Annotated in this window: 18 protein-coding genes; 13 read left to right on the top strand and 5 right to left on the bottom strand. The window is 63.3% G+C overall.

All coding sequences use genetic code 11. The features are described from left to right. The first annotated feature begins 6 nt into the window (after positions 1 to 6). The 6 genes from LB541_RS00395 (at position 7) to rarD (ending at position 5,439) form a co-directional block, all read left to right on the top strand. Entirely contained in the window at positions 7 to 498 is a 492-nt protein-coding gene (locus tag LB541_RS00395; protein WP_140494536.1) for a GFA family protein, read from the top strand. Then, a complete protein-coding gene (locus LB541_RS00390; RefSeq protein ID WP_140520673.1) occupies positions 495 to 971 on the top strand; it encodes a GFA family protein in 477 nt (158 codons plus the stop codon). Before LB541_RS00395 ends, LB541_RS00390 begins: the two co-directional genes overlap by 4 nt. Continuing rightward, positions 968 to 1,927, top strand: coding sequence for a prolyl aminopeptidase (gene pip / locus LB541_RS00385; RefSeq protein WP_140517824.1), 960 nt, complete (start codon positions 968 to 970; stop codon positions 1,925 to 1,927). The genes LB541_RS00390 and pip overlap by 4 nt, the downstream gene beginning before the upstream one ends. Positions 1,928 to 2,114: 187 nt before the next feature. Next, positions 2,115 to 3,731 (top strand): citramalate synthase, encoded by a 1,617-nt coding sequence (gene cimA, locus LB541_RS00380; protein ID WP_140494530.1) that lies wholly within the window; start codon positions 2,115 to 2,117, stop codon positions 3,729 to 3,731. Positions 3,732 to 3,734: 3 nt separating this feature from the next. Continuing rightward, positions 3,735 to 4,247 carry a hypothetical protein gene (locus LB541_RS00375; RefSeq protein ID WP_140494528.1) on the top strand — a complete coding sequence of 171 codons (513 nt, stop codon included), beginning with the start codon at positions 3,735 to 3,737 and terminating at the stop codon, positions 4,245 to 4,247. Positions 4,248 to 4,512: 265 nt separating this feature from the next. Next, positions 4,513 to 5,439 (top strand): EamA family transporter RarD, encoded by a 927-nt coding sequence (rarD, locus tag LB541_RS00370; RefSeq protein ID WP_140494526.1) that lies wholly within the window; start codon positions 4,513 to 4,515, stop codon positions 5,437 to 5,439. Here rarD and LB541_RS00365 read toward each other — a convergent pair. After that, complete coding sequence (locus tag LB541_RS00365) at positions 5,417 to 6,415, bottom strand: transporter (protein WP_224617573.1); 999 nt, start codon at positions 6,413 to 6,415, stop codon at positions 5,417 to 5,419. The two genes, rarD and LB541_RS00365, sit on opposite strands and share 23 nt — an antisense overlap. 177 nt (positions 6,416 to 6,592) lie before the next feature. After that, positions 6,593 to 6,883 carry a muconolactone Delta-isomerase family protein gene (locus LB541_RS00360; protein WP_140555775.1) on the bottom strand — a complete coding sequence of 97 codons (291 nt, stop codon included), beginning with the start codon at positions 6,881 to 6,883 and terminating at the stop codon, positions 6,593 to 6,595. Positions 6,884 to 7,002: 119 nt separating this feature from the next. On the opposite strand from LB541_RS00360, the gene LB541_RS00355 reads away from it, so the two are divergent. After that, positions 7,003 to 7,899 (top strand): LysR substrate-binding domain-containing protein, encoded by an 897-nt coding sequence (locus LB541_RS00355; protein ID WP_224617572.1) that lies wholly within the window; start codon positions 7,003 to 7,005, stop codon positions 7,897 to 7,899. Between the two features lie 29 nt (positions 7,900 to 7,928). Here LB541_RS00355 and LB541_RS00350 read toward each other — a convergent pair whose 3' ends face one another. Continuing rightward, a complete protein-coding gene (locus tag LB541_RS00350) occupies positions 7,929 to 8,540 on the bottom strand; it encodes a TIGR00730 family Rossman fold protein (RefSeq protein WP_140517827.1) in 612 nt (203 codons plus the stop codon). Positions 8,541 to 8,668: 128 nt separating this feature from the next. On the opposite strand from LB541_RS00350, the gene LB541_RS00345 reads away from it, so the two are divergent. From LB541_RS00345 to LB541_RS00335, 3 genes are all read left to right on the top strand, one after another. Further along, the gene (locus tag LB541_RS00345) at positions 8,669 to 10,036 is read left to right on the top strand and encodes a LysM peptidoglycan-binding domain-containing protein (protein WP_140517828.1); all 1,368 of its coding nucleotides are present in this window, start codon (positions 8,669 to 8,671) and stop codon (positions 10,034 to 10,036) included. Between the two features lie 121 nt (positions 10,037 to 10,157). After that, positions 10,158 to 10,505: an ArsR/SmtB family transcription factor gene (locus LB541_RS00340; protein ID WP_140494514.1), complete on the top strand. Its 348-nt coding sequence runs from the start codon at positions 10,158 to 10,160 to the stop codon at positions 10,503 to 10,505. Positions 10,506 to 10,530: 25 nt separating this feature from the next. Next, positions 10,531 to 12,414 (top strand): ABCB family ABC transporter ATP-binding protein/permease, encoded by a 1,884-nt coding sequence (locus LB541_RS00335; RefSeq protein WP_140494512.1) that lies wholly within the window; start codon positions 10,531 to 10,533, stop codon positions 12,412 to 12,414. A 31-nt stretch (positions 12,415 to 12,445) separates the two neighbouring features. Here the strand turns inward: LB541_RS00335 and LB541_RS00330 are convergent, their stop codons facing one another. Next, positions 12,446 to 13,327: an SMP-30/gluconolactonase/LRE family protein gene (locus tag LB541_RS00330; protein ID WP_224617567.1), complete on the bottom strand. Its 882-nt coding sequence runs from the start codon at positions 13,325 to 13,327 to the stop codon at positions 12,446 to 12,448. Positions 13,328 to 13,559: 232 nt separating this feature from the next. On the opposite strand from LB541_RS00330, the gene LB541_RS00325 reads away from it, so the two are divergent. From LB541_RS00325 to LB541_RS00315, 3 genes are all read left to right on the top strand, one after another. Continuing rightward, positions 13,560 to 14,831, top strand: coding sequence for a DUF4375 domain-containing protein (locus tag LB541_RS00325; RefSeq protein ID WP_140517831.1), 1,272 nt, complete (start codon positions 13,560 to 13,562; stop codon positions 14,829 to 14,831). 90 nt (positions 14,832 to 14,921) lie between these two features. Then, positions 14,922 to 15,620, top strand: coding sequence for a phosphatidylserine decarboxylase (locus LB541_RS00320; protein WP_140520667.1), 699 nt, complete (start codon positions 14,922 to 14,924; stop codon positions 15,618 to 15,620). 3 nt (positions 15,621 to 15,623) lie between these two features. Then, positions 15,624 to 16,442, top strand: coding sequence for a CDP-alcohol phosphatidyltransferase family protein (locus tag LB541_RS00315; protein WP_140494505.1), 819 nt, complete (start codon positions 15,624 to 15,626; stop codon positions 16,440 to 16,442). A gap of 118 nt (positions 16,443 to 16,560) precedes the next feature. On the opposite strand, the gene LB541_RS00310 is transcribed toward LB541_RS00315, so the two are convergent. Then, entirely contained in the window at positions 16,561 to 18,783 is a 2,223-nt protein-coding gene (locus LB541_RS00310) for an AMP-binding protein (protein ID WP_140672057.1), read from the bottom strand. Between the last annotated feature and the right edge of the window lie 97 nt (positions 18,784 to 18,880).

The raw sequence follows: 18,880 nt of genomic DNA, 5'->3' as shown, positions 1-18,880 counted from the left end.
CCTGCCATGAGCCTCGACAACCGGCCGATCTACACCGGCGGCTGCCAGTGCGGCGCCGTGCGCTTTCGCGTCGAGGGCGCACTCGGCGATGCCTCGGTCTGCCATTGCCGCATGTGCCAGAAGGCGAGCGGCAATTTCTACCTTCCGCTGGTCTCGGTGCGCGGCGCCAAGGTGGACTGGACGCGCGGCGAGCCCAAGCGCTTCCGCTCGTCGAACGCTGCCTGGCGCGGCTTCTGCGCCGAATGCGGAACGCCGCTGACTTTCGAGGCGCCGGACGGCATGGCGTTGGCGATTGCTGCGTTCGACGCTCCGGCTGATATCGCGCCGACCATCCAGTGGGGCACCGAGGCAAAGCTGCCTTACGTGGATTCCATTCCAGAATTGCCGGGCGAGGATACGATGGCGGATATGGGTTCGGCCCCCTATCTGGCAGAGCTTGTCTCCTACCAGCATCCCGACCACGACACCGAGCAATGGCCGCCGGAGAAAACATCATGAGCGAGACCATTCGAACCGGCGGCTGCCAGTGCGGCGCCGTGCGCTTCCGCATCAAGGGCAAGCTTGGACGCCCGTCCATCTGCCACTGTCGCATGTGCCAGAAACAGTTCGGTTCCTTTTTCGGCGCCCTGGTGACAGCGCCGAAGGACGGCGTCGAATGGACACGTGAGGAGCCGAGCTATTTCCAGTCCTCGGTCAACATCGATCGCGGTTTCTGCGCCCGCTGCGGCACGCCGCTGACCTACCGCCAGCCCGGCGGCCTGGAGATCGCCATCGGCGCCTTCGACGATCGCTCCGACCTGGCGCCGCAGATCCAGGTCAATTACGCCGGGCGGCTGCCTTGGGTGGAGACGATCTTCGACCAGCCCGTCCACCAGGATCCAGACTATTATGCTAGGCAGGAGGAGATCATCTCCTTCCAGCATCCCGACCATGAAACGACGGACTGGCCGTCCAAAGGTTTGCAACTATGAGCTCTGAACTGCGCACGCTTTATCCCGAGATCGAAGCTTTCGAGAGCGGTATGCTCGACGTCGGCGACGGCCACCAGGTCTATTGGGAACGCTCCGGCACCAAAGGCGCCAAGCCGGCGGTATTCCTGCATGGCGGGCCGGGCGGCACCATCTCGCCAAAGCATCGGCGGCTGTTCGATCCCGATCTCTACGACGTCATCCTGTTCGACCAGCGCGGTTGCGGCAAGTCGACGCCGAATGCCTCGCTGGAGGCCAACACCACGTGGCACCTGGTCGCCGATATCGAGCGCCTGCGCGAAATGGCCGGCTTCGACAAATGGCTGGTCTTCGGCGGTTCCTGGGGTTCGACGCTGGCGCTCGCCTACGCCGAGACGCACCCGCAACGCGTCAGTGAGCTCGTCGTGCGGGGCATCTATACGCTGACCCGCCCCGAGCTCGAATGGTACTATCAGTTCGGCGTCTCCGAGATGTTTCCCGACAAGTGGGAGCGCTTCCTGGCGCCGATCCCCGAGGCCGAGCGCGGCGACATGATGGCCGCCTATCGCAAGCGGCTGGTGGGGTCCGACAGAAACGCGCAGATCGAGGCGGCCCGCGCCTGGAGCCTGTGGGAAGGCGAGACGATCACGCTTTTGCCCGAGCCGGAGACCAGCGGACCGTTTGGTGAGGACGACTACGCCGTCGCCTTCGCCCGCATAGAGAACCACTACTTCGTCCATGCCGGTTGGCTGGAGGAGGGACAGTTGCTGCGCGATGCCTGGAAGTTGAAGGACATTCCCGGCACCATCGTCCACGGCCGCTACGACATGCCGTGCCCGGCACGCTACGCCTGGGCGCTGCACAAGGCCTGGCCGAAGGCGGATTTTCACCTGATCGAGGGTGCCGGCCATGCCTATTCCGAGCCGGGTATATTGGACCGGCTGATCCGGGCGACGGATGGGTTTGTGGGGAAAAACTGATGTCGGCGCTCACCCCCCTCTGGCCTGCCGGCCATCTCCCCCTCAAGGGGGGAGATTGGCCATCACCTGGGGTTTCGCAAATTTTCAGCGCCGCAGGTGATGGCGGGACATTCGAACTGCCGATCTCCCCCCTTGAGGGGGAGATGTCCGGTAGGACAGAGGGGGGCGTTCAAGCGCCCACAGGACGATGAAAAAGCAACGCCTCTACCTCTTCGACACAACACTTCGCGATGGCCAGCAGACGCCCGGTATCGACTTCTCGGTCGAGGACAAGATCGCCATCGCCAAGCTGCTCGACGAATTCGGCCTCGACTATGTCGAGGGCGGTTACCCCGGCGCCAACCCGACCGACACGGCCTTCTTTAGGGAGAAGCGAACCGCGCAGGCAAAGTTCGTCGCCTTCGGCATGACCAAGCGGGCGGGGGTGTCGGCTTCCAACGATCCTGGGCTTGCCGCACTCGTCCAGTCGCGGTCGGACGCCATCTGCTTTGTCGCCAAGAGCTGGGACTATCATGTCCGTGTGGCGCTCGGCTGCACCAATGAGGAGAATCTGGAGTCCATCAAGGCCTCGGTGGAAGCCGCCATTGCCGCGGGGAAGGAGGCGATGGTCGATTGCGAGCATTTCTTCGACGGGTTCAAGGCCAATTCGGATTATGCGCTGGCGTGCGCCAAGACCGCTTATGATGCCGGCGCGCGCTGGGTGGTGCTGTGCGACACCAATGGCGGCACGCAGCCCTCGGAACTACGCGCAACCGTCGAAAGGGTCGTCGCCGCGGGCATTCCCGGCGACCATCTCGGCATCCATGCCCATGATGACACCGGCCAGGCGGTGGCGAATTCGCTGGCCGCGGTCGAAGCGGGCGTGCGCCAGATCCAGGGCACGCTGAACGGCATTGGCGAACGCTGCGGCAACGCCAATCTGATCTCCATCGTGCCGACGCTGGCGTTGAAGCCGGCCTTCGCCGACCGTTTCGAGACGGGGATTTCCGCCGAGGCGCTTACCGGCATTTCGCGCTTGTCGCGCGCCTTCGACGAACTCTTGAACCGCGCTCCGGAGGCGCAGGCGCCCTATGTCGGCGCTTCAGCCTTCGCCACCAAGGCCGGCATCCACGCTTCGGCGCTCGCCAAGGAACCTGCGACCTACGAGCATGTGCCGCCGGAAGCGGTTGGCAACCGCCGCCGCGTCATGGTTTCCGACCAGGGCGGCAAGGCCAATTTCCTGGCCGAGCTGAAGCGGCGCGGCATCGATGTGCCGAAGGACGATCACCGGCTCGACGCATTGATATCGGTGGTCAAGGAGCGTGAGGCCTCCGGCTATGCCTATGAGGGCGCCGACGCCTCCTTCGAGCTTCTGGCACGCAAGATGCTGCACGGTTTGCCCGAGTTCTTCCATGTCACCTCGTTCCGCTGCATGATCGAACGCCGCTTCGATGCCAATGGCCAGTTGAAGACGGTGTCGGAAGCGGTGGTCAAGGTGCTGGTCGAGGGCGAGGAGAAGATGTCGGTGGCCGAGGGGCACGGCCCCGTCAATGCGCTCGACATCGCGCTGCGCAAGGATCTCGGCAAATACCAGGGCGAAATCGCCGATCTGGAACTCGCCGACTTCAAGGTGCGTATCCTCAATGGCGGCACCGAGGCGATCACTCGCGTTCTGATCGAATCGCATGATGCGACCGGTGCCCGCTGGTGGACGGTCGGCGTTTCCGAAAACATCATCGACGCCTCGTTCCAGGCGCTGATGGATTCCATCATCTACAAGCTGATGAAGAACCGGGACATGGCGGGTCTGGTGGCGGCGGAGTGAGATATGGACGTCAACCTCTTCTTCAAAGAGATGTACTCCTTTGAAATTGAAAGGAAGGATAAGTTAGACGGCTCTGTCGGGGTTATGCTGACGGCCGTCACCGGAATTATTGTCTCGATGGTCTTTGTCGTAAGTGATATTGGTGAGAAGAACCCCTATCCGGACAAGAGGATGATACTTTCTCTATTTGCGGTATGTGCATTTGTTTTAGGGGGTTCTATATTATTTCTGCTCATAGGATTTTACGGCAGAACCTACAAATATGTTGATTATCCGAGCGAAATGATGAAATATTATACCGAGTTGGAGTCGTATTATCGAGAGAATAATCAGGCAGCTGAGAGGGAATTTGCTGACGCAGTGACACGTCAATTTGTGTTATTTGGGACGCACAATGCGCGGGCAAATGACGAAAAAACAGAAAATTATTTTCAGGCGAAACGCTGGTTTGCCTGGAGCTTGTTGCCCTTCGCTTGCGGAATCATAACTTACGGTCACTATCTTATTTTTGGCTGAGGAGTGATTGAAATGGGCGATGACAAAGACAAAGAAGACGAACGGCCGCGTGACGAACAGAAACCGCAGCCGCCGCCTGGGCGGGAAATCCGGGAGGGCTATGAGCCACCTCTAGAGAGGTAGCCTACTCACGGTAGAACAAAGCGTTGCGTTGGCAGGCGTGTAGCGGAGCAAGGCACACCGCTTGAACCATCAGCGAAAGTCCATTGATCCATCAGAACTTTGCGATGGTCTTGCCAAGGTTACTGGGCCATAGCGTTGGGCCATGGCCGCTGAAGCAATTACCCAGGACGCAGTTTCAAAAGCCCGCCGCGGCTTCCTGCTGGCGCTGGGTGCCTATTTCTTGTGGGGTTTGCTGCCTTTCTACATGAAAGCGGTTGCGCACCTGCCGCTTGCCGAGGTGATTGCCCACCGCATCGTCTGGTCGGTGCCGATCGCCGCCGCGGTTCTGGTCTGGGCCGGCCGCACGGCGGATTTCAAGGCGGCAATCCGTTCGCCCCGCACGATCGCCATGGCGGCGCTGACGGCGGCGCTGATCTCGGTCAATTGGGGCGTCTACGTCTGGGCGATCGCCGTCGACCGCACCGTAGAAACCGCCCTTGGCTATTACATCAATCCCCTGGTCAGCGTCGTGGTCGGCGCCCTGCTGCTCGGCGAGCGGCTCGATCGGCTGCAGATCGCGGCCGTGGTGCTTGCGGCGATCGCGGTCGCCGTGCTGACGATCGAGGCTGGCAAGTTGCCATGGGTATCGCTGGCGCTGGCCTTTTCCTTCGCCGCCTACGGTTTTTTCCGCAAGACGCTGCCGATCGGCCCCAGCCAGGGTTTTCTGCTCGAAGTGCTTCTGTTGTCGGTGCCGGCCTTGGGTTATATCGCCTGGCTGATCGCCACCGGACAGGACCATTTCGTTTCCGGCAACGGCGTCGATGCGGCGTTGCTGGCCGGTTGCGGGCCGGTGACCGCGGTGCCGCTGCTGCTGTTCGCATTCGGCGCCAGGCTTTTGCGTCTCTCCACCATAGGCATCATGCAATATATTGCGCCGACCATTGTGTTCCTGATCGCCGTGCTGATCTTCAAAGAGCCGTTCGACACCACCCAGGCTGTCGCCTTTGCCCTGATCTGGGCGGCGCTGGCCATGTATTCCTGGTCGATGCTGGCGACGGCGCGCCGGGCTACATCTGCCCGAGCCGCCTGACGAAGAGATAGGTCGCTCCGGCGATCAGCATCGAAACCGCGGTCACCACCCAGAAGCCTATCGGCGTGTTGACCAGCGGCAAGCCGCCGACATTCATGCCGAACAGGCCCGAGATGATCGTCATTGGCAACAGCACTGCGGTCATCACCGACAGCACGTAGAGCAGCCGGTTCGACTGCGTCGTCAGCTTGGCCATCAGCTCGTCCTGCAACAGCCTGGCGCGCGCCTGCAACTGCTCGCCATCATAGTGCAGCGTCTGCGCGCGGTGCGAAAGCCGTGCTGCCATGTCGTTGATCGAATCGGGCAGGTCGTTGCGGTGCGAATGGTCGAGATGGCGAAACAGATTGATCAGGGTCGCCATCTGCCGGTGGATCACCACCAGGTGCCGGCGCGTATCGACGAGCGCCTGCCGCTCATTGTGCCATGCGTCGCAGACGATGCGGTCCTCGATGCCGTCGAGACTGTCGCCAAGTGCAGCGAGTTCCACCGCCATGCCGTCGAACGACTGGCCCACGACCGCCTCGATCAGCTCGGCCGGCGAGCGAAACTTGCGCGAGCCGTTCTCGATCGCCTTGCGGATATTGTCGACCGACTGCAAGGGCTGCTTGCGGGCGCCGACCAGCATGGTGTCGTTGAGGGCGAAACGGAAATGGCCGAGCCCGCCGGCTTCCGCCGAATAGTCGTGACGCAGGTCCGGCAGGTCGCCGTAGAGCCAGTCATCCTCGAGGTCGATGTGGCAGCCATGGCTGGCGGACAGGAAGGCCTCGCGCACTGGCGCCGGCAGGGCCTGTTCGGCGGCGATCTCGTGGCGTGCGCGCATGTCGGAAAGCTGGTAGCTGCGCCACGTCCAATGCGCGCCGGCGGCATCCTTGGTGCGCAGGCCGTCGGCGGTGAAATGATAGATGAAGAACAGCCCATGCTCGTCTGGCAGGTAGGGCGACAGGTCGGCGCCTTCCGGGGCGAGAGCAGTATCCATGGTGTAGTGCCGGATGCATATTTCGAGCATCGCACCGCTTGGCGGCGCGTGATTGCAACATCTATCATGGGCGGCGGGGTTTCGTGTGACGGTTCCTTGACAGCCGATCACACTCTCTTGAGCGGCCGCGGCAGTGCGGCGGCGCCTTTCGCCGCCACCGCATTGCGACTGCCACACTTAGCGCTTCGGACCGAAACCGGGATAAGGGTTCAGCGGCACGATTGCGGCAATGTCCATCATGCCGGCCTTGACCAGCGGCAAGCTGCCGAGATGACTGCGCACGTCGGCATCGCTGGCCGCCTCGAACATCATGCCGCTCCCGGGAATGTCGCCACGGTTCCAGACCTGGCGAACCGCGCCCTGGGCATAGAGCGTGCGCCGCTGCTCGGCCTCGCCGGGCAGCAGCGGCGCGAAATCGGCATCGGTAAACTTTTCGGTGTTGCGGGTGAGAAGGGCAAAGAACTGCATGTCGGTCTCCTGTTTGTCAGCGGTTGATGACAGCAGGTATCGCGCTGGGTGGTCAGACTGTCAAAGACCGATTAGGCTAAAGTTGAGACCTTTGGGGACTGGATGCCGCGAAGCAAAAAATGTTCGACTTGCGCCAGATCAGATATTTCGTCGCAGTCGCGGAAACCGGCAATGTCGGTCGCGCCGCCGAACTGCTGCATATTTCGCAGTCGCCGCTGAGCCGGCAGATCATGCAGCTTGAACAGCAGCTTGGCGTGATCCTGTTCGAACGGGTAAAACAGCGCGTCCATCTCAATGCCGAGGGCCGCGCCTTTCTCGCCGAGGCCCGCGCGCTGCTGTCGAACGCGCGCCGGCTGGAGGAACTTGGTCGAAACCTTGCCAGCGGGTCTGTCGGGCGTCTTGCCATCGGTTATGTCGAAGGCGCCGTGCATTCCGGGCTTGTCGCCGCGATGCTGCGCCAATTCCGCCGCGACCGGCCGGATTTTCATCTCCAGTTGAGAAGCCTGCGCTCGGCGGCGCAGATCGAGGAGCTGCGGCAGCGGTCGCTGGATCTGGGCCTGGTCTATTCGCCGCCCGCCGCGGACGATCCCGATGTCGCCAGCATGCCGCTGCGCCACGAGCCGCTGGCGCTGGCGATGCTCGAAGGCGATCCGCTCGCCGAAGTGGCCGATATCCAGCCGCACCATCTCGACGGCCGCGTCTGGATCACCGTCGTGCGCCAGCCCGACGACACCAATCGCGGCCAGTTCCTGGCCGCCTGCGCCAAGGCGGGTTTCCTGCCCGATATCGCCTATGAGACGGCGGACCCGTTGACCTCGCTCGGCCTTGTCAGCGCCGGCCTCGGCCTTGCCACCGTCCAGTCGAGCCTGCGCATCGCCGCGCCGCCCGGGATCCTGTTTCGGGACCTGCCATGGTTTGAGCGCAAGGTCTCGATCCATCTCGCCTGGCGGCGCCAGGATCGGCGGGCGGTAATCGATGATCTGCGGCTGGCCGGCAGTAGGGCAGTAGGGCAGTAGGGCAGTAGGTTCTGTCTTCAGCTACAGCCTTACATCTTGTCTATCACCGACTGCACGCCCTCCGTCGGCGCATCGACCGAGGAGCCTGCCACCATGATGGCGGCGACGATTGCCTCGGGGTCATTGACGACCAGCGGCTTGACCCGCTGTGCGGTGTGAATGAAGCCTTCGGTTGCCATATGGTCGATAAGCGCCAGCATCGGATCCCAGAATCCGCCGACATTGCCGAAGACGATCGGCTTGCGGTGATGGCCAAGTTGCGCCCAGGTCATGACCTCGACGATCTCCTCGACTGTGCCGATGCCGCCCGGCAGCGCCACAAAGGCGTCGGATTTCTCGAACATCTTATGTTTGCGCTCGTGCATGTTTTCGGTGATCACGAGCTCGTCGAGCCGGTCTAGCGCGGTTTCGGTTGCTTCCCTGTTGATCAGGAAGCGGGGAATGATGCCGGTGACCTTGCCGCCGGCCTTGAGCGCGCCTTCAGCGACGGCGCCCATGATGCCTTTGGTGCCGCCGCCATAGATCAGCCTGAGGCCGGAGCGCGCAAGCGATCGCCCGAGCAGGTGACCAGCCTTGACATAGGTTTCATCACGGCCCGGAGACGAGCCGCAATACACGCAGACGGATCGAATCGTATTCATGCCGATGATTGGTGATTGGGTCTGAAAGCGCGGTCAAGCCCTAAGGGCCGAGAAGTCCGGGCTTTTTCTTGTCGGTGATGGTAAAACAGGCTAGACCGGCGTTAGGTGGCTAAGGGGCAGGGAAGTAGATGGCGATCAATCCGTTGAAGGCGTTTCTGTTCGCGGCGGGTGGGACCGTTGCGGTCGCGGGAACCGCCTATGTGTCGGGCGCGCTCGACCCATATTTCAATCGCACGCCGCCGGCGGACGTCGCGGCGCAGGCTCCGCCTGTGGCGCCGAAGCCGGCCAATCCGGGCACGGAAGCGCGGCTGCCGCAGGCTGCGGCACCGTCCGCTCCCACCTCTGAGGCAACCGCGCCTGCCGTCGCGGGTCCGATCGCCCCGACCTTCGACGTGGTGCGCGTTGAAGGCGATGGTTCGATCGTCGTCGCCGGCAATGCGGCGCCCAATTCAAAGGTCGAGATCCTCAACGGTTCGACCGTGATCGGCTCGACGGTCGCTGGTCCCGATGGCGCCTTCGTCATCGTGCTCGATGATCCGCTGAAGCCCGGTGACTATACGATTGCCTTGCGCTCCACCGCCGGCGATGTGGTGACCGCTTCGGCCCAGACGGCCGTCGTCTCCATTCCCGCCAATGCGAGCGGTCAGGTGCTGGCCATGGTCGAGGAACCGGGCAAGCCGGCCGAACTGCTGACCGTGCCCCAGCCGCAGACAACACCGGAAGCGCCTGCAGCCGCGGCTCCGGCGCCAGGCGCGTCCGCCGCCATCGAAGCAACGCCTGCTCCTGCGGCGCCGACAACGCCGCCCGCGCCATCCGTGGCCGAACCCAAGATCGTCGTCGAAGCGGTCGAGATTGACGGCAGCAAGATTTTTGTCGCCGGCCTCGCCGACCCGGGCCGCAAGGTGCGCGCCTATGCCAACGACATCCTGCTTGGCGAAGCGCAGACATCGCCGAATGGCCATTTCCTGGTTGAGGCGAGGCGCGACGTACCGGTCGGCAGTTACACCATCCGTGTCGATGGCCTCGATGCCGACGGGGTGAAGGTGGTGGCCCGCGCCGCCGTACCGTTCGAGCGCGAACCGGGCGAGGCGGTCGCCGCCGTGGCGCCTGCTGGATCCAAGGCGGCCGATGCAAAGTCTGCCGAACCGTCGGCTGCCGCTGAAGCGCCCGCCAACCCGGCGGAACCGGCTCCGGCCGATGCAGTGGCCACGCCGCCTTCCGATGTGGCCGAGACTGTTTCACCTAAGCTCGAACATGCCAACGGCGCCGTGATCATCCGCCGTCACGACACGCTGTGGCGGATTTCGCGGCGCGTTTACGGCTATGGCATGCGCTACTCGACCATCTATCTCGCCAACCAGGACCAGATCCGCAATCCCGACCGCATCTGGCCGGGACAGGTGTTCAAGGTCCCGCCACGGTCGAAGGAAGGCGAGGCCGCCGACCTCAAGGCGATGGGTGACCAGATGACGACGCATTCGGCGAAGACGGAGTAGGCAAGCGTCAGCGGGGCGGCTGCAAGCCGTTCCGAAGCCGATCCTTCGCAGCCCTCCGCCTGCAATCTCCCCATCCGGCCAGCTTGCCTCGTCATCGTTCATCGTCTATCGCCGATGAACGATGACCGAATCCCTGCCTGAACCGGACCGCGCGACGAGCGCGCCAACCTCTTGCACCACCGACAGCCACTCCATCGCGGCCCGCTTCGCCGCGCTCTCGCACCCTGCGCGCATCGAGATCCTGAAACGCCTGTCCGCCAGCGGTTTCTGCTGCTGTCGGGACGTTGTCGACCATCTCGATCTCGCCCAGTCGACCGTCTCGCAGCATCTGAAGATCCTGGTCGAGGCGGGGCTGGTGCGCTTCGCGCCTGACCGCCAGCGCTCGCGCTACGAGGTGGACCAAGCCGCGCTTGCCGGCGTGTCGGCTTCGCTGAGCGCGCTCGTCGTTTCCTGCTCGACCAGCCGCTGACCCTCTCACCCAAAAGGCAAGAAAAGTGGCCGAAAAAACCGTCTCCGCCGATTCCCCGACCTTCAAGACGCTGCTTAACCTCTGGCCCTATATGTGGCCGGCGGATCGTGCCGATCTGCGGGCGCGCGTCACCTGGGCGACAATTCTGCTGGTGGTTGCCAAGCTGACATTGGTCGCGGGACCCTATTTCTTCAAATGGGCGACCGACGCCTTGGCCGGTGACGGCAGATCGACGCCGCCGCTGCCCGCCTTCCTGCTCGCCCCGGTCATGTTGGTTGTCGCCTACAATGTGGTGCGGCTCGTGCAACTCGGCTTCAACCAGTTGCGCGACGCGCTGTTTGCCCGCGTCGGCCAGTACGCGGTGCGCCAGCTTGCCTTCCGCACCTTCGTCCACATGCACCAGTTGTCCCTGCGCTTCCATCTCGAACGGCGCACCGGCGGCTTGTCGCGCATCATCGAGCGCGGCACCAAGGGCATCGAGACGATCGTGCGCTTCATCATGCTCAACACGGCGCCGACCATCCTCGAATTCGCGCTGACCACGGGCATCTTCGCCTACACCTATGGCTGGAAATACGTAGCCGTGGTGGCGGTCACCGTCTGGCTCTATGTCTGGTTCACGGTTCGCGCCAGCGACTGGCGCATTTCGATCCGCCGCGACATGAACGACAGCGACACCGACGCCAACACCAAGGCGATCGACTCTCTGCTCAATTTCGAGACGGTCAAATATTTCAACAACGAGGCCATGGAGGCCGAGCGCTTCGACCGCTCCATGGCGCGCTACGAGATGTCGGCGACGAGAATCTGGACGTCGCTCGGCTGGCTGAATTTCGGCCAGGGCGTCATCTATGGGCTGGGCACGGTCATCGTGATGTGCATGTCCGCGCTCGAAGTGCAACGTGGCACGCAGACCGTCGGTGATTTCGTCTTCATCAACGCCATGCTGATGCAGCTCTCGGTGCCGCTCAATTTCATCGGCTTCATCTACCGCGAGATTCGCCAGGGCCTCACCGATATCGAGCAGATGTTCGACCTGCTCGACGTGCCGCAGGAGATCGTCGACAAATCTGATGCCAGGCCGCTCGCGATCGAGGCCGGCAAGGTCGAATTCCGTGACGTGCATTTCTCCTACGACCCGAACCGCAAGATCCTGAAAGGCATCAGCTTCGAGGTGCCGGCCGGCAAGACCGTCGCCATCGTCGGTCCTTCGGGCGCGGGCAAGTCGACCATCTCGCGGCTGCTGTTCCGCTTCTACGACATCCAGTCGGGCCAGGTGCTGATCGACGGCCAGGATGTCAGGGAGGTGACGCAGGAGAGCCTGCGCGCGGCGATCGGCATGGTGCCTCAGGACACCGTGCTGTTCAACGACACCATCGCCTACAACATCCGCTACGGCCGCATCGGCGCCAGCGAGGAGGAGGTGCGCAAGGCGGCCGAACTCGCCCAGATCGGCCCCTTCATCGAGCGGCTGCCCGAGGGTTACCGCTCGATGGTCGGCGAGCGCGGGCTGAAGCTTTCCGGCGGCGAGAAGCAGCGCGTGGCGATTGCCCGCACCATCCTCAAGGCGCCGCCAATCCTGATGCTCGATGAGGCGACTTCGGCGCTGGACAGCCATACCGAACAGGAAATCCAGGCCGCGCTCGACCTGGTCAGCCGGGGCCGCACCACCATCGTCATCGCCCACCGGCTGTCGACGGTGATCACGGCCGACGAAATCATCGTGCTCAAGGACGGCCAGATCGCCGAACGCGGTACACATGCCGATCTGATGCGCAAGCACGGGCTTTACGCCTCGATGTGGGACCGCCAGCGCGAGGCGACCGAAGCCGAGGAGCGTCTGCGCATCGCCCGCGAAAGCGACGAACTGGGTGTGGTGGTGCGCAGGCGCACGTCGGAGCTGTCGTAGCGGCGTTGGCTATCTCCGTCGCTTTCGCCAATCAGCGTGTGCCCGAAATGTAAGACGGCCATCCCGCGCCAGGCGAGGAAACAGCGACGCCCAGCACCTGACCAGTGCGGGCGTCGCTCGACATGTGGTCGAAGCCGCGCCACTCGGCTGCGGTGATGAACAGCGTCCTGCCGTCGACACCGCCCAGCATGCAGGCGAAGCAGCCGCGATCGGCGGTCACGGTCTGCAGCAGCTCACCGCCTTCGCGTACCTGCGCACAGCGCTTGTTGGGAACATCCGCGTACCAGACCGTCCCTTCGGCATCTAGGCAGATGCCATCGGGATAGCCGTCGACATCGGCCCACACCCGCCGATTAGCCAGAGTGCCGTCGGCGGCTATGTCGAAGGCGGTCAGCCGGTTGGAGTGGGATTCGGCAATGATCAGCGTCCTGTTGTCCGGGGTCACAGCCATGCCATTGGCAAACGCGATATTCCCAGCCACTTGCCTGGCCGTCCCGTCCGGCGTGATCAGCACGATCGTGCCCGGGCCGAAATGCTGGCCGGGTGCCGGCGCCGGGCCGCCGCCATTGACATAGATATTGCCGCGCCCATCGACGACGATCTCGTTCCAGGGGCTTTTCGAAAGGTCGCGCAGATCGGCATGGGTGACGAGCCTGCCATCCACCTCCTGCCTTAGCAGCAGGCCTTCGCGGCCTGAAATCACGAGCAACCTGCCATCCGGCAGCCAGTCGATGGAGTAGGGCAGGACCGCTGGCATGGTGAGCATCACCCTGCTCTTGCCGTCTTCGCTCACGGCGACGATCTCTCCGGTACCCCAGTTGCAGAGCCACAGGCGTCCCTCATGCCAACGCGGCGATTCCCCGAAAGCGAGGCCCATGGTGATAATCTTGGCGTTCTCGGCAACGGATGACATTGGCTGGCTCCTTGGCTGCGTGACCCACGTCACCCTTCCGAAGGCGTCGCGAGGCACTGTCCTGCCAAGGACGGGCGAGCGTATGGCTTGCCGACATTGCGGCCGACAATTCTGAAAGGCTAATACGCGATGGTGATCCCGCCAAATCTGCACATACCTGGGTCTCTTTCAAATCTAAAAGCAGGTGATATTGTCACCTCGGGAACAACCAGCCGCGGTTGCTTTGCGGTCTATGAAAGCATTTTCGATGTTCGGATTTTTCTTTCGCAAGTCTAAAAAAACGTCTGAAAAACTCGCGCCGAATGCTGCCAGGTGGCCACAGGTCAGGCTGCCGCTGCCGGTTTTTGTGCGCCGTTCAACAGTAGAAAAGGCAATCGATAGCCCCTCGGAACTCGTCTTCGCCGTTGAGATTTTCATCCATACCATGACTTATGAAGGGCTCTACCGATATCCGGAGATCAGCCCGAGGGCGATGCAGGTTTCCCACGCAAACTCGTACTCGGCTGAGGTGAAGAATGGCGGGCACAGTCAATTCATCTACAATGGCGCAGAGGAAACCAACGCCATGATTACGAACGCCCGAGTTGGACTCGCTGCTAGCGGTGCGAGCGGCCAATTGGCGACTTTGGAAAAGATGTCCTCCTGGATTGCCGAGCATCCCGATGAGGCGGCCGAACAAACGGGCTTCGAGGGTGGTTGCGACGATTTTCTGGATGCGCTTGACGGTGAGTTCTACCACGCAGATGAGGCTGCACCGATGCAGGGTTTCTTGGCGCGCTGGATCGTCTCGTGGCCTGATCTACAGATTGTCGAAGATGACGACTACAGCGATGTTATACACGGTCTGGTGATGGCCAACCCGCAACGCGAAGCCAGGCTTCTTCATCGTTCGATTAGCAAGCTGGTGCGCCAGATGATCGGCTGGCGCGACGTTGGGGCCGGTCTCGCCTGCGCCAAGGTGTCTCCGCCTGAGGTCAGATTGGGCTTTGGCATGGCAAGAATGCTGGATGTCGGGGGTGAGATGCAGATGGTTTTCCAACTGCGTACCAGTGCGAAGGAGCCTCGGCTATGCGTTGCAACTGAGACGCACGCCGATATCTACGAATACATCGCGGCGGAAGACCCACCGGTCATACGCCCGGGTGAGAATTCTTTGGGAGCCATCGCTCCGCGAGTAGGCAACCGACTTGGCCACGCTGAAGGCTCGGAAATCAAAATGGTTGTCGAATTGGCTGAGCAGTATCATGCCCCGGCTGCTGTCGACCTTCTACTGCGCAAAGCCGGATTCGACCCGACGGACGCCATCGTTTCAGCGAACTCAATCGTGCAAACGGCGGAAGGCGTGGTCGTGAACTGGGTGGTGTTGGCGTCTGACCGGGCCTTCCTCTTGCTGTCTTCGTGGAATGGTAGTGTGCTCTTGCGTGGCAAAGATAACGAAAAGCTTGCCGACGCTACAATCCCGGAACTCGCCGAGCACTTTGATCGTTCCGCTGCTGCGGGCTAGCTCGTCCACCCTCCTTCCCCATTGTCGCGTTGCGGGCAGAGGGTGTTTCGGTTATTGAGGCCGAACCTGAAACAGGGACTGCCCCATCCCATGAGCCTTGTCGATACGGTCAAGAACGCGTTCGTACCGATCCATCGCGAGGGCTATCCGTTCATCGCCGCCTTCGGCGCGGGCACGCTTTTCCTCGGCTATTTCTCCTCGATCCTGTTTTGGATCGGGCTCATCCTCACCGCCTGGTGCGCCTATTTCTTCCGCGATCCCGAGCGGGTGACGCCGGTCGATGACAGTCTGGTGGTGAGCCCCGCCGATGGCGTCATCTCGGCGGTCGGCCCGGCCGTGCCGCCGCGCGAGCTTGGCCTCGGCAATGCCGAAATGACCCGCATATCGGTGTTCATGAACGTCTTTTCCTGCCACGTGAACCGCGCCCCGGTGCGCGGCAAGATTTCCCGTATCGAGCATCGGCCGGGGAAATTCCTCAATGCCGAACTCGACAAGGCAAGCACCGAGAACGAGCGCAACGGGCTGGTCATCGACAGCCCCAACGGCACCGTCGCGGCAGTGCAGATCGCTGGCCTCGTGGCGCGGCGCATCGTCTGCTGGGCCGAGACCGGCGGCTCGATCGCCATCGGCGAGCGTTTCGGCCTGATCCGCTTCGGCTCGCGCGTCGACGTCTTCCTGCCGGAGGCGGCGACACCACGCGTGGCCGTCGGCCAGACGGCGGTCGCCGGCGAAACGGTGCTGGCGGAATTCGGCGGTATCGCCGCCACGCCTCTCGTGCGGATCTCCTGACCGGTGGGCGCGCCGTTCAAGAAATTCGAGGCGCATGCCAGCGGCGGCCCGCGCATCCGCGAAATCCCGATGCGCATGGTGCTGCCCAATCTGGTTACGGTGCTCGCCATCTGTGCCGGCTTGTCCGGCATCCGCTTCGCTTTCGAGAACCGCTTCGAGCCCGCGGTGGTCATGGTGCTGCTCGCCGCGTTCCTCGACGGCATAGACGGCCGGTTGGCGCGAATGCTGAAGGCGACGTCGAAATTCGGCGCGCAGATGGATTCGCTGGCCGACATCGTCAATTTCGGCGTCGCGCCCGCGCTGGTGCTTTACGCTTTCCTGCTCGACCGCGCGGGATCGCCGGGCTGGATTGCCGCCCTTTTGTTCACCATCGCCTGCGGCATGCGGCTCGCCCGCTTCAATGTTCTTGACGAGGAAAAGGCCGAGCGGCCGGCATGGCAGACCGAATATTTCGTTGGGGTACCGGCGCCGGCGGGCGCCGTGCTGGTGATGCTGCCGCTTTATCTGTATTTCCTGCGGCTTGGGCTGGAGCCCGGCCGCCCGGCCGCCTTCATCGCCACCGGCTTCACCGTACTGGTCGCCTTCCTGCTGGTCAGCCGTTTGCCGGTCTATTCGGGTAAGAGCGTCAAGGTGCCGGGTGACAAGGTATTGCCGGTCATCCTGGGGGTCGTGCTCTACATCCTGCTCTTGATGACCTATCCCTGGTACACGCTGACGGCCTCCGTCGCCGGTTATCTCCTCTTCCTGCCCTTCAGCGTGCGTGCCTATTCGAAGCGCGCCAGGCTGGAAGGCGAGCAGGTGCCGCCTTCGGATATAGGATAACGCTGTTATCCCTCTTTGAAGGCGGGGATGTCGCCGAAGGCGACAGAGGGTGCATTGAAGGCCAGCGCTTTGCGCCCGGGCCTGCGATTTAGGCGAGACGACCCTTCAGGCCGTTCGCCTACGCCGCCGCACTCAGCCCCAGACGATCGATGGCCAGTCTGCGGGCCGACACATAGTCGGTCTTGCCCGAGCCCAGCGCCGGGATCTCTTCCACCTTGACGATGTCGTTGGGCACCATCAGTTCGGCCGCCCCGGCCTTCTTGCCGAATTGGCGCAGTTCCTCGGCACTCGCATCGTCGGCGGTGGTGACCAGCACGATGCGCTCGCCGCGCCTTTTGTCGGGCACCGCCACGGCGGCATGGCGCTCTTCCGGCCACAGCGACTGCACCAGCATCTCGACCGCACCCAGCGACACCATCTCGCCGGCGATCTTGGCGAAACGCTTGGCCCGGCCGCGAATGGTGATGAAGCCCTCGCGGTCGACCGAGACGATGTCGCCGGTGTCGTGCCAGCCCTCGAGCCGCTGCAATTCGCCCGGTCGGTCGGCGGTCATGTAGCCCATCATCATATTCGGACCGTCGAGCCACAGACGGCCGGCGCCCTCGATGCCGTCGACGGGTTCGAGCTTCATGCGGATGGCCGGCAGCAGCCGCCCGACGGTGCCGTCGCGGCTATGGATTGCGGTATTGACGGCAACCACGGGCGCGGCCTCGGTCAGCCCAAAGCCTTCGATGATCTCGGCCTGGAAACGCTCCCGATAGGTGCGGCGGGTTTCCGGCTTCACCGCTTCGGCGCCGGCGACGACGAAGCGCAGGCTGGAAAAATCGCCGTCCTTGGCGGTGCGCGCGTAATTGGCGAGGAAAGTGTCGGTGCCGAACATGACCGTCGGCTTCACCTTACGGGCGATCTCGGGGATGATCTTGTAGTGGAGAGGCGAGGGGTAGAGGAACAGCTTTACGCCTGTAACCAGCGGCAGGATGGTGCCGCCCGTCAGCCCGAAGGAGTGGAACACAGGCAATACGTTGAGCAGGATATCGGCCGGCGAGATGGTGATACGGGCTTCCGCCTGCATTGCGTTGGCGTAAAGATTCTTGTGCGACAGCACCACCGCCTTCGGCGTGCCTTCCGAACCGGAGGTGAACAGGATTACCGCGGGTTTGGCTGCGTCCTGGCGCTGCAGCGGCCAGCGCCACAGCAAGGCGGCGGTAAGCTTCTCCAGCGCCGTCACGCTTGCGCGTGTATTCTCCAGCCAGAGAAATTTCGCGCCGCCCTTTTCGACCGCCGCGACGATATCGCCGAGGTCGGCCTTCTCGATGAAGGCGCGGGAGGAGACGACCGTGCGGATCACCGCCGTGCGGATGGCGGCGGTGACGCTGGCCGGACCCGCGGTGTAGTTGATCATCGCGGCCACCCGACCGGCCGAGAGCAGCCCGACCAGGGACAGCACCACGCCATTGGCGTTGGGCAGGAGCAGGCCGACCGCTTCGCCGGGCGCCGTCACCGCCTCGAAACGCCTGCCCAGCACGCGCGCGCCGATGAACAGTTTTCGATAGCTGAGCGCGCCCGAGACGACGTCCTCGATGATCGGATGGGATGCGCCGACCCTGGTTGCGGCATCACGCATGGCCAGGAACAGGCCGCGATCGAGATCGGCGGCTGCGAAGCGCGCCTCGGCGAAGCGGTCGAACAGCGCGTTGGTGTTCGAGGCCTGCTCGGGAATGCGCGCCACCAGCTCGGCGATGGTCATTGGTTCCAATGCGCTGATCGACAGGCGCGGGAACCAGCGCCGGGGCACGATGCTGGCCGGCGTCAACGAGACCGGAAGGTCGCGGGCGCCGCCGACGAAGATCGGCACGATGCGGGCATCGGCCTGCATGGCGATGCGGGTGACAGCGCGAAACAGCCGGAACGACTTGACGTCGGGCTCGACCGCGTCCGGCAGGTAGACGGCAAGCCGGCCCTTGCCCTTCAGCACGCGCACCAGCCTGCGGCTGACGAAGACGTGTTCGGCGTTGAAGGCGATGGTGCGGCCAAGCTCGCGCCACGGCTCCAGCCATGGCGCCCTGGCCGAGGCTCCGTCGAGGATGTGCAGCGTGTCGTCAGGCAGCAGCGACAGCATCAGCGCCGGTTCGAAGTGCGACTGATGTGAGATGACATAGATGACTGGCGCCGCCGCATCGCGCGCGATTGCGATGCGGCTGTCGCTGATCCGGTAGGCGAGCTTGAACGGCACGTAGAGCAGCGCCTGGGCAAAGCTCAGGCCGAGGCGGAACTTTTCCACTACCCCGATCAGCAGCCAGGCCACGACCAGACCCGCAAGCAGCGCCAGTGTCAGGATCATGCCGCGTCTCTCCCAACGTTCCTTGCACCTCGGCTCTGCGGCCGCTTCGGCAAGAACCTAGACGATGTGCGGGCAAGGTCAATGCGCAAGGGCCTCT

It is taken from the genome of Mesorhizobium sp. BR1-1-15, assembly GCF_020165475.1.
Taxonomy (GTDB): domain Bacteria; phylum Pseudomonadota; class Alphaproteobacteria; order Rhizobiales; family Rhizobiaceae; genus Mesorhizobium.
This window is presented reverse-complemented; position numbering and strand designations above follow the sequence as displayed.

What these genes read in the sequence shown, in the direction of transcription:
- LB541_RS00320 (WP_140520667.1), top strand. Translation starts at nt 14,922, where the DNA reads ATGAGCCTTGTCGATACGGTCAAGAACGCGTTCGTACCGATCCATCGC.
- LB541_RS00365 (WP_224617573.1), bottom strand. Translation starts at nt 6,415, where the DNA reads ATGGATACTGCTCTCGCCCCGGAAGGCGCCGACCTGTCGCCCTACCTG.
- LB541_RS00340 (WP_140494514.1), top strand. Translation starts at nt 10,158, where the DNA reads ATGACCGAATCCCTGCCTGAACCGGACCGCGCGACGAGCGCGCCAACC.
- LB541_RS00375 (WP_140494528.1), top strand. Translation starts at nt 3,735, where the DNA reads ATGGACGTCAACCTCTTCTTCAAAGAGATGTACTCCTTTGAAATTGAA.
- LB541_RS00355 (WP_224617572.1), top strand. Translation starts at nt 7,003, where the DNA reads ATGTTCGACTTGCGCCAGATCAGATATTTCGTCGCAGTCGCGGAAACC.
- LB541_RS00345 (WP_140517828.1), top strand. Translation starts at nt 8,669, where the DNA reads ATGGCGATCAATCCGTTGAAGGCGTTTCTGTTCGCGGCGGGTGGGACC.
- LB541_RS00395 (WP_140494536.1), top strand. Translation starts at nt 7, where the DNA reads ATGAGCCTCGACAACCGGCCGATCTACACCGGCGGCTGCCAGTGCGGC.
- pip (WP_140517824.1), top strand. Translation starts at nt 968, where the DNA reads ATGAGCTCTGAACTGCGCACGCTTTATCCCGAGATCGAAGCTTTCGAG.
- LB541_RS00390 (WP_140520673.1), top strand. Translation starts at nt 495, where the DNA reads ATGAGCGAGACCATTCGAACCGGCGGCTGCCAGTGCGGCGCCGTGCGC.
- LB541_RS00310 (WP_140672057.1), bottom strand. Translation starts at nt 18,783, where the DNA reads ATGATCCTGACACTGGCGCTGCTTGCGGGTCTGGTCGTGGCCTGGCTG.
- LB541_RS00350 (WP_140517827.1), bottom strand. Translation starts at nt 8,540, where the DNA reads ATGAATACGATTCGATCCGTCTGCGTGTATTGCGGCTCGTCTCCGGGC.
- cimA (WP_140494530.1), top strand. Translation starts at nt 2,115, where the DNA reads ATGAAAAAGCAACGCCTCTACCTCTTCGACACAACACTTCGCGATGGC.
- rarD (WP_140494526.1), top strand. Translation starts at nt 4,513, where the DNA reads ATGGCCGCTGAAGCAATTACCCAGGACGCAGTTTCAAAAGCCCGCCGC.
- LB541_RS00330 (WP_224617567.1), bottom strand. Translation starts at nt 13,327, where the DNA reads ATGTCATCCGTTGCCGAGAACGCCAAGATTATCACCATGGGCCTCGCT.
- LB541_RS00360 (WP_140555775.1), bottom strand. Translation starts at nt 6,883, where the DNA reads ATGCAGTTCTTTGCCCTTCTCACCCGCAACACCGAAAAGTTTACCGAT.
- LB541_RS00325 (WP_140517831.1), top strand. Translation starts at nt 13,560, where the DNA reads ATGAAAGCATTTTCGATGTTCGGATTTTTCTTTCGCAAGTCTAAAAAA.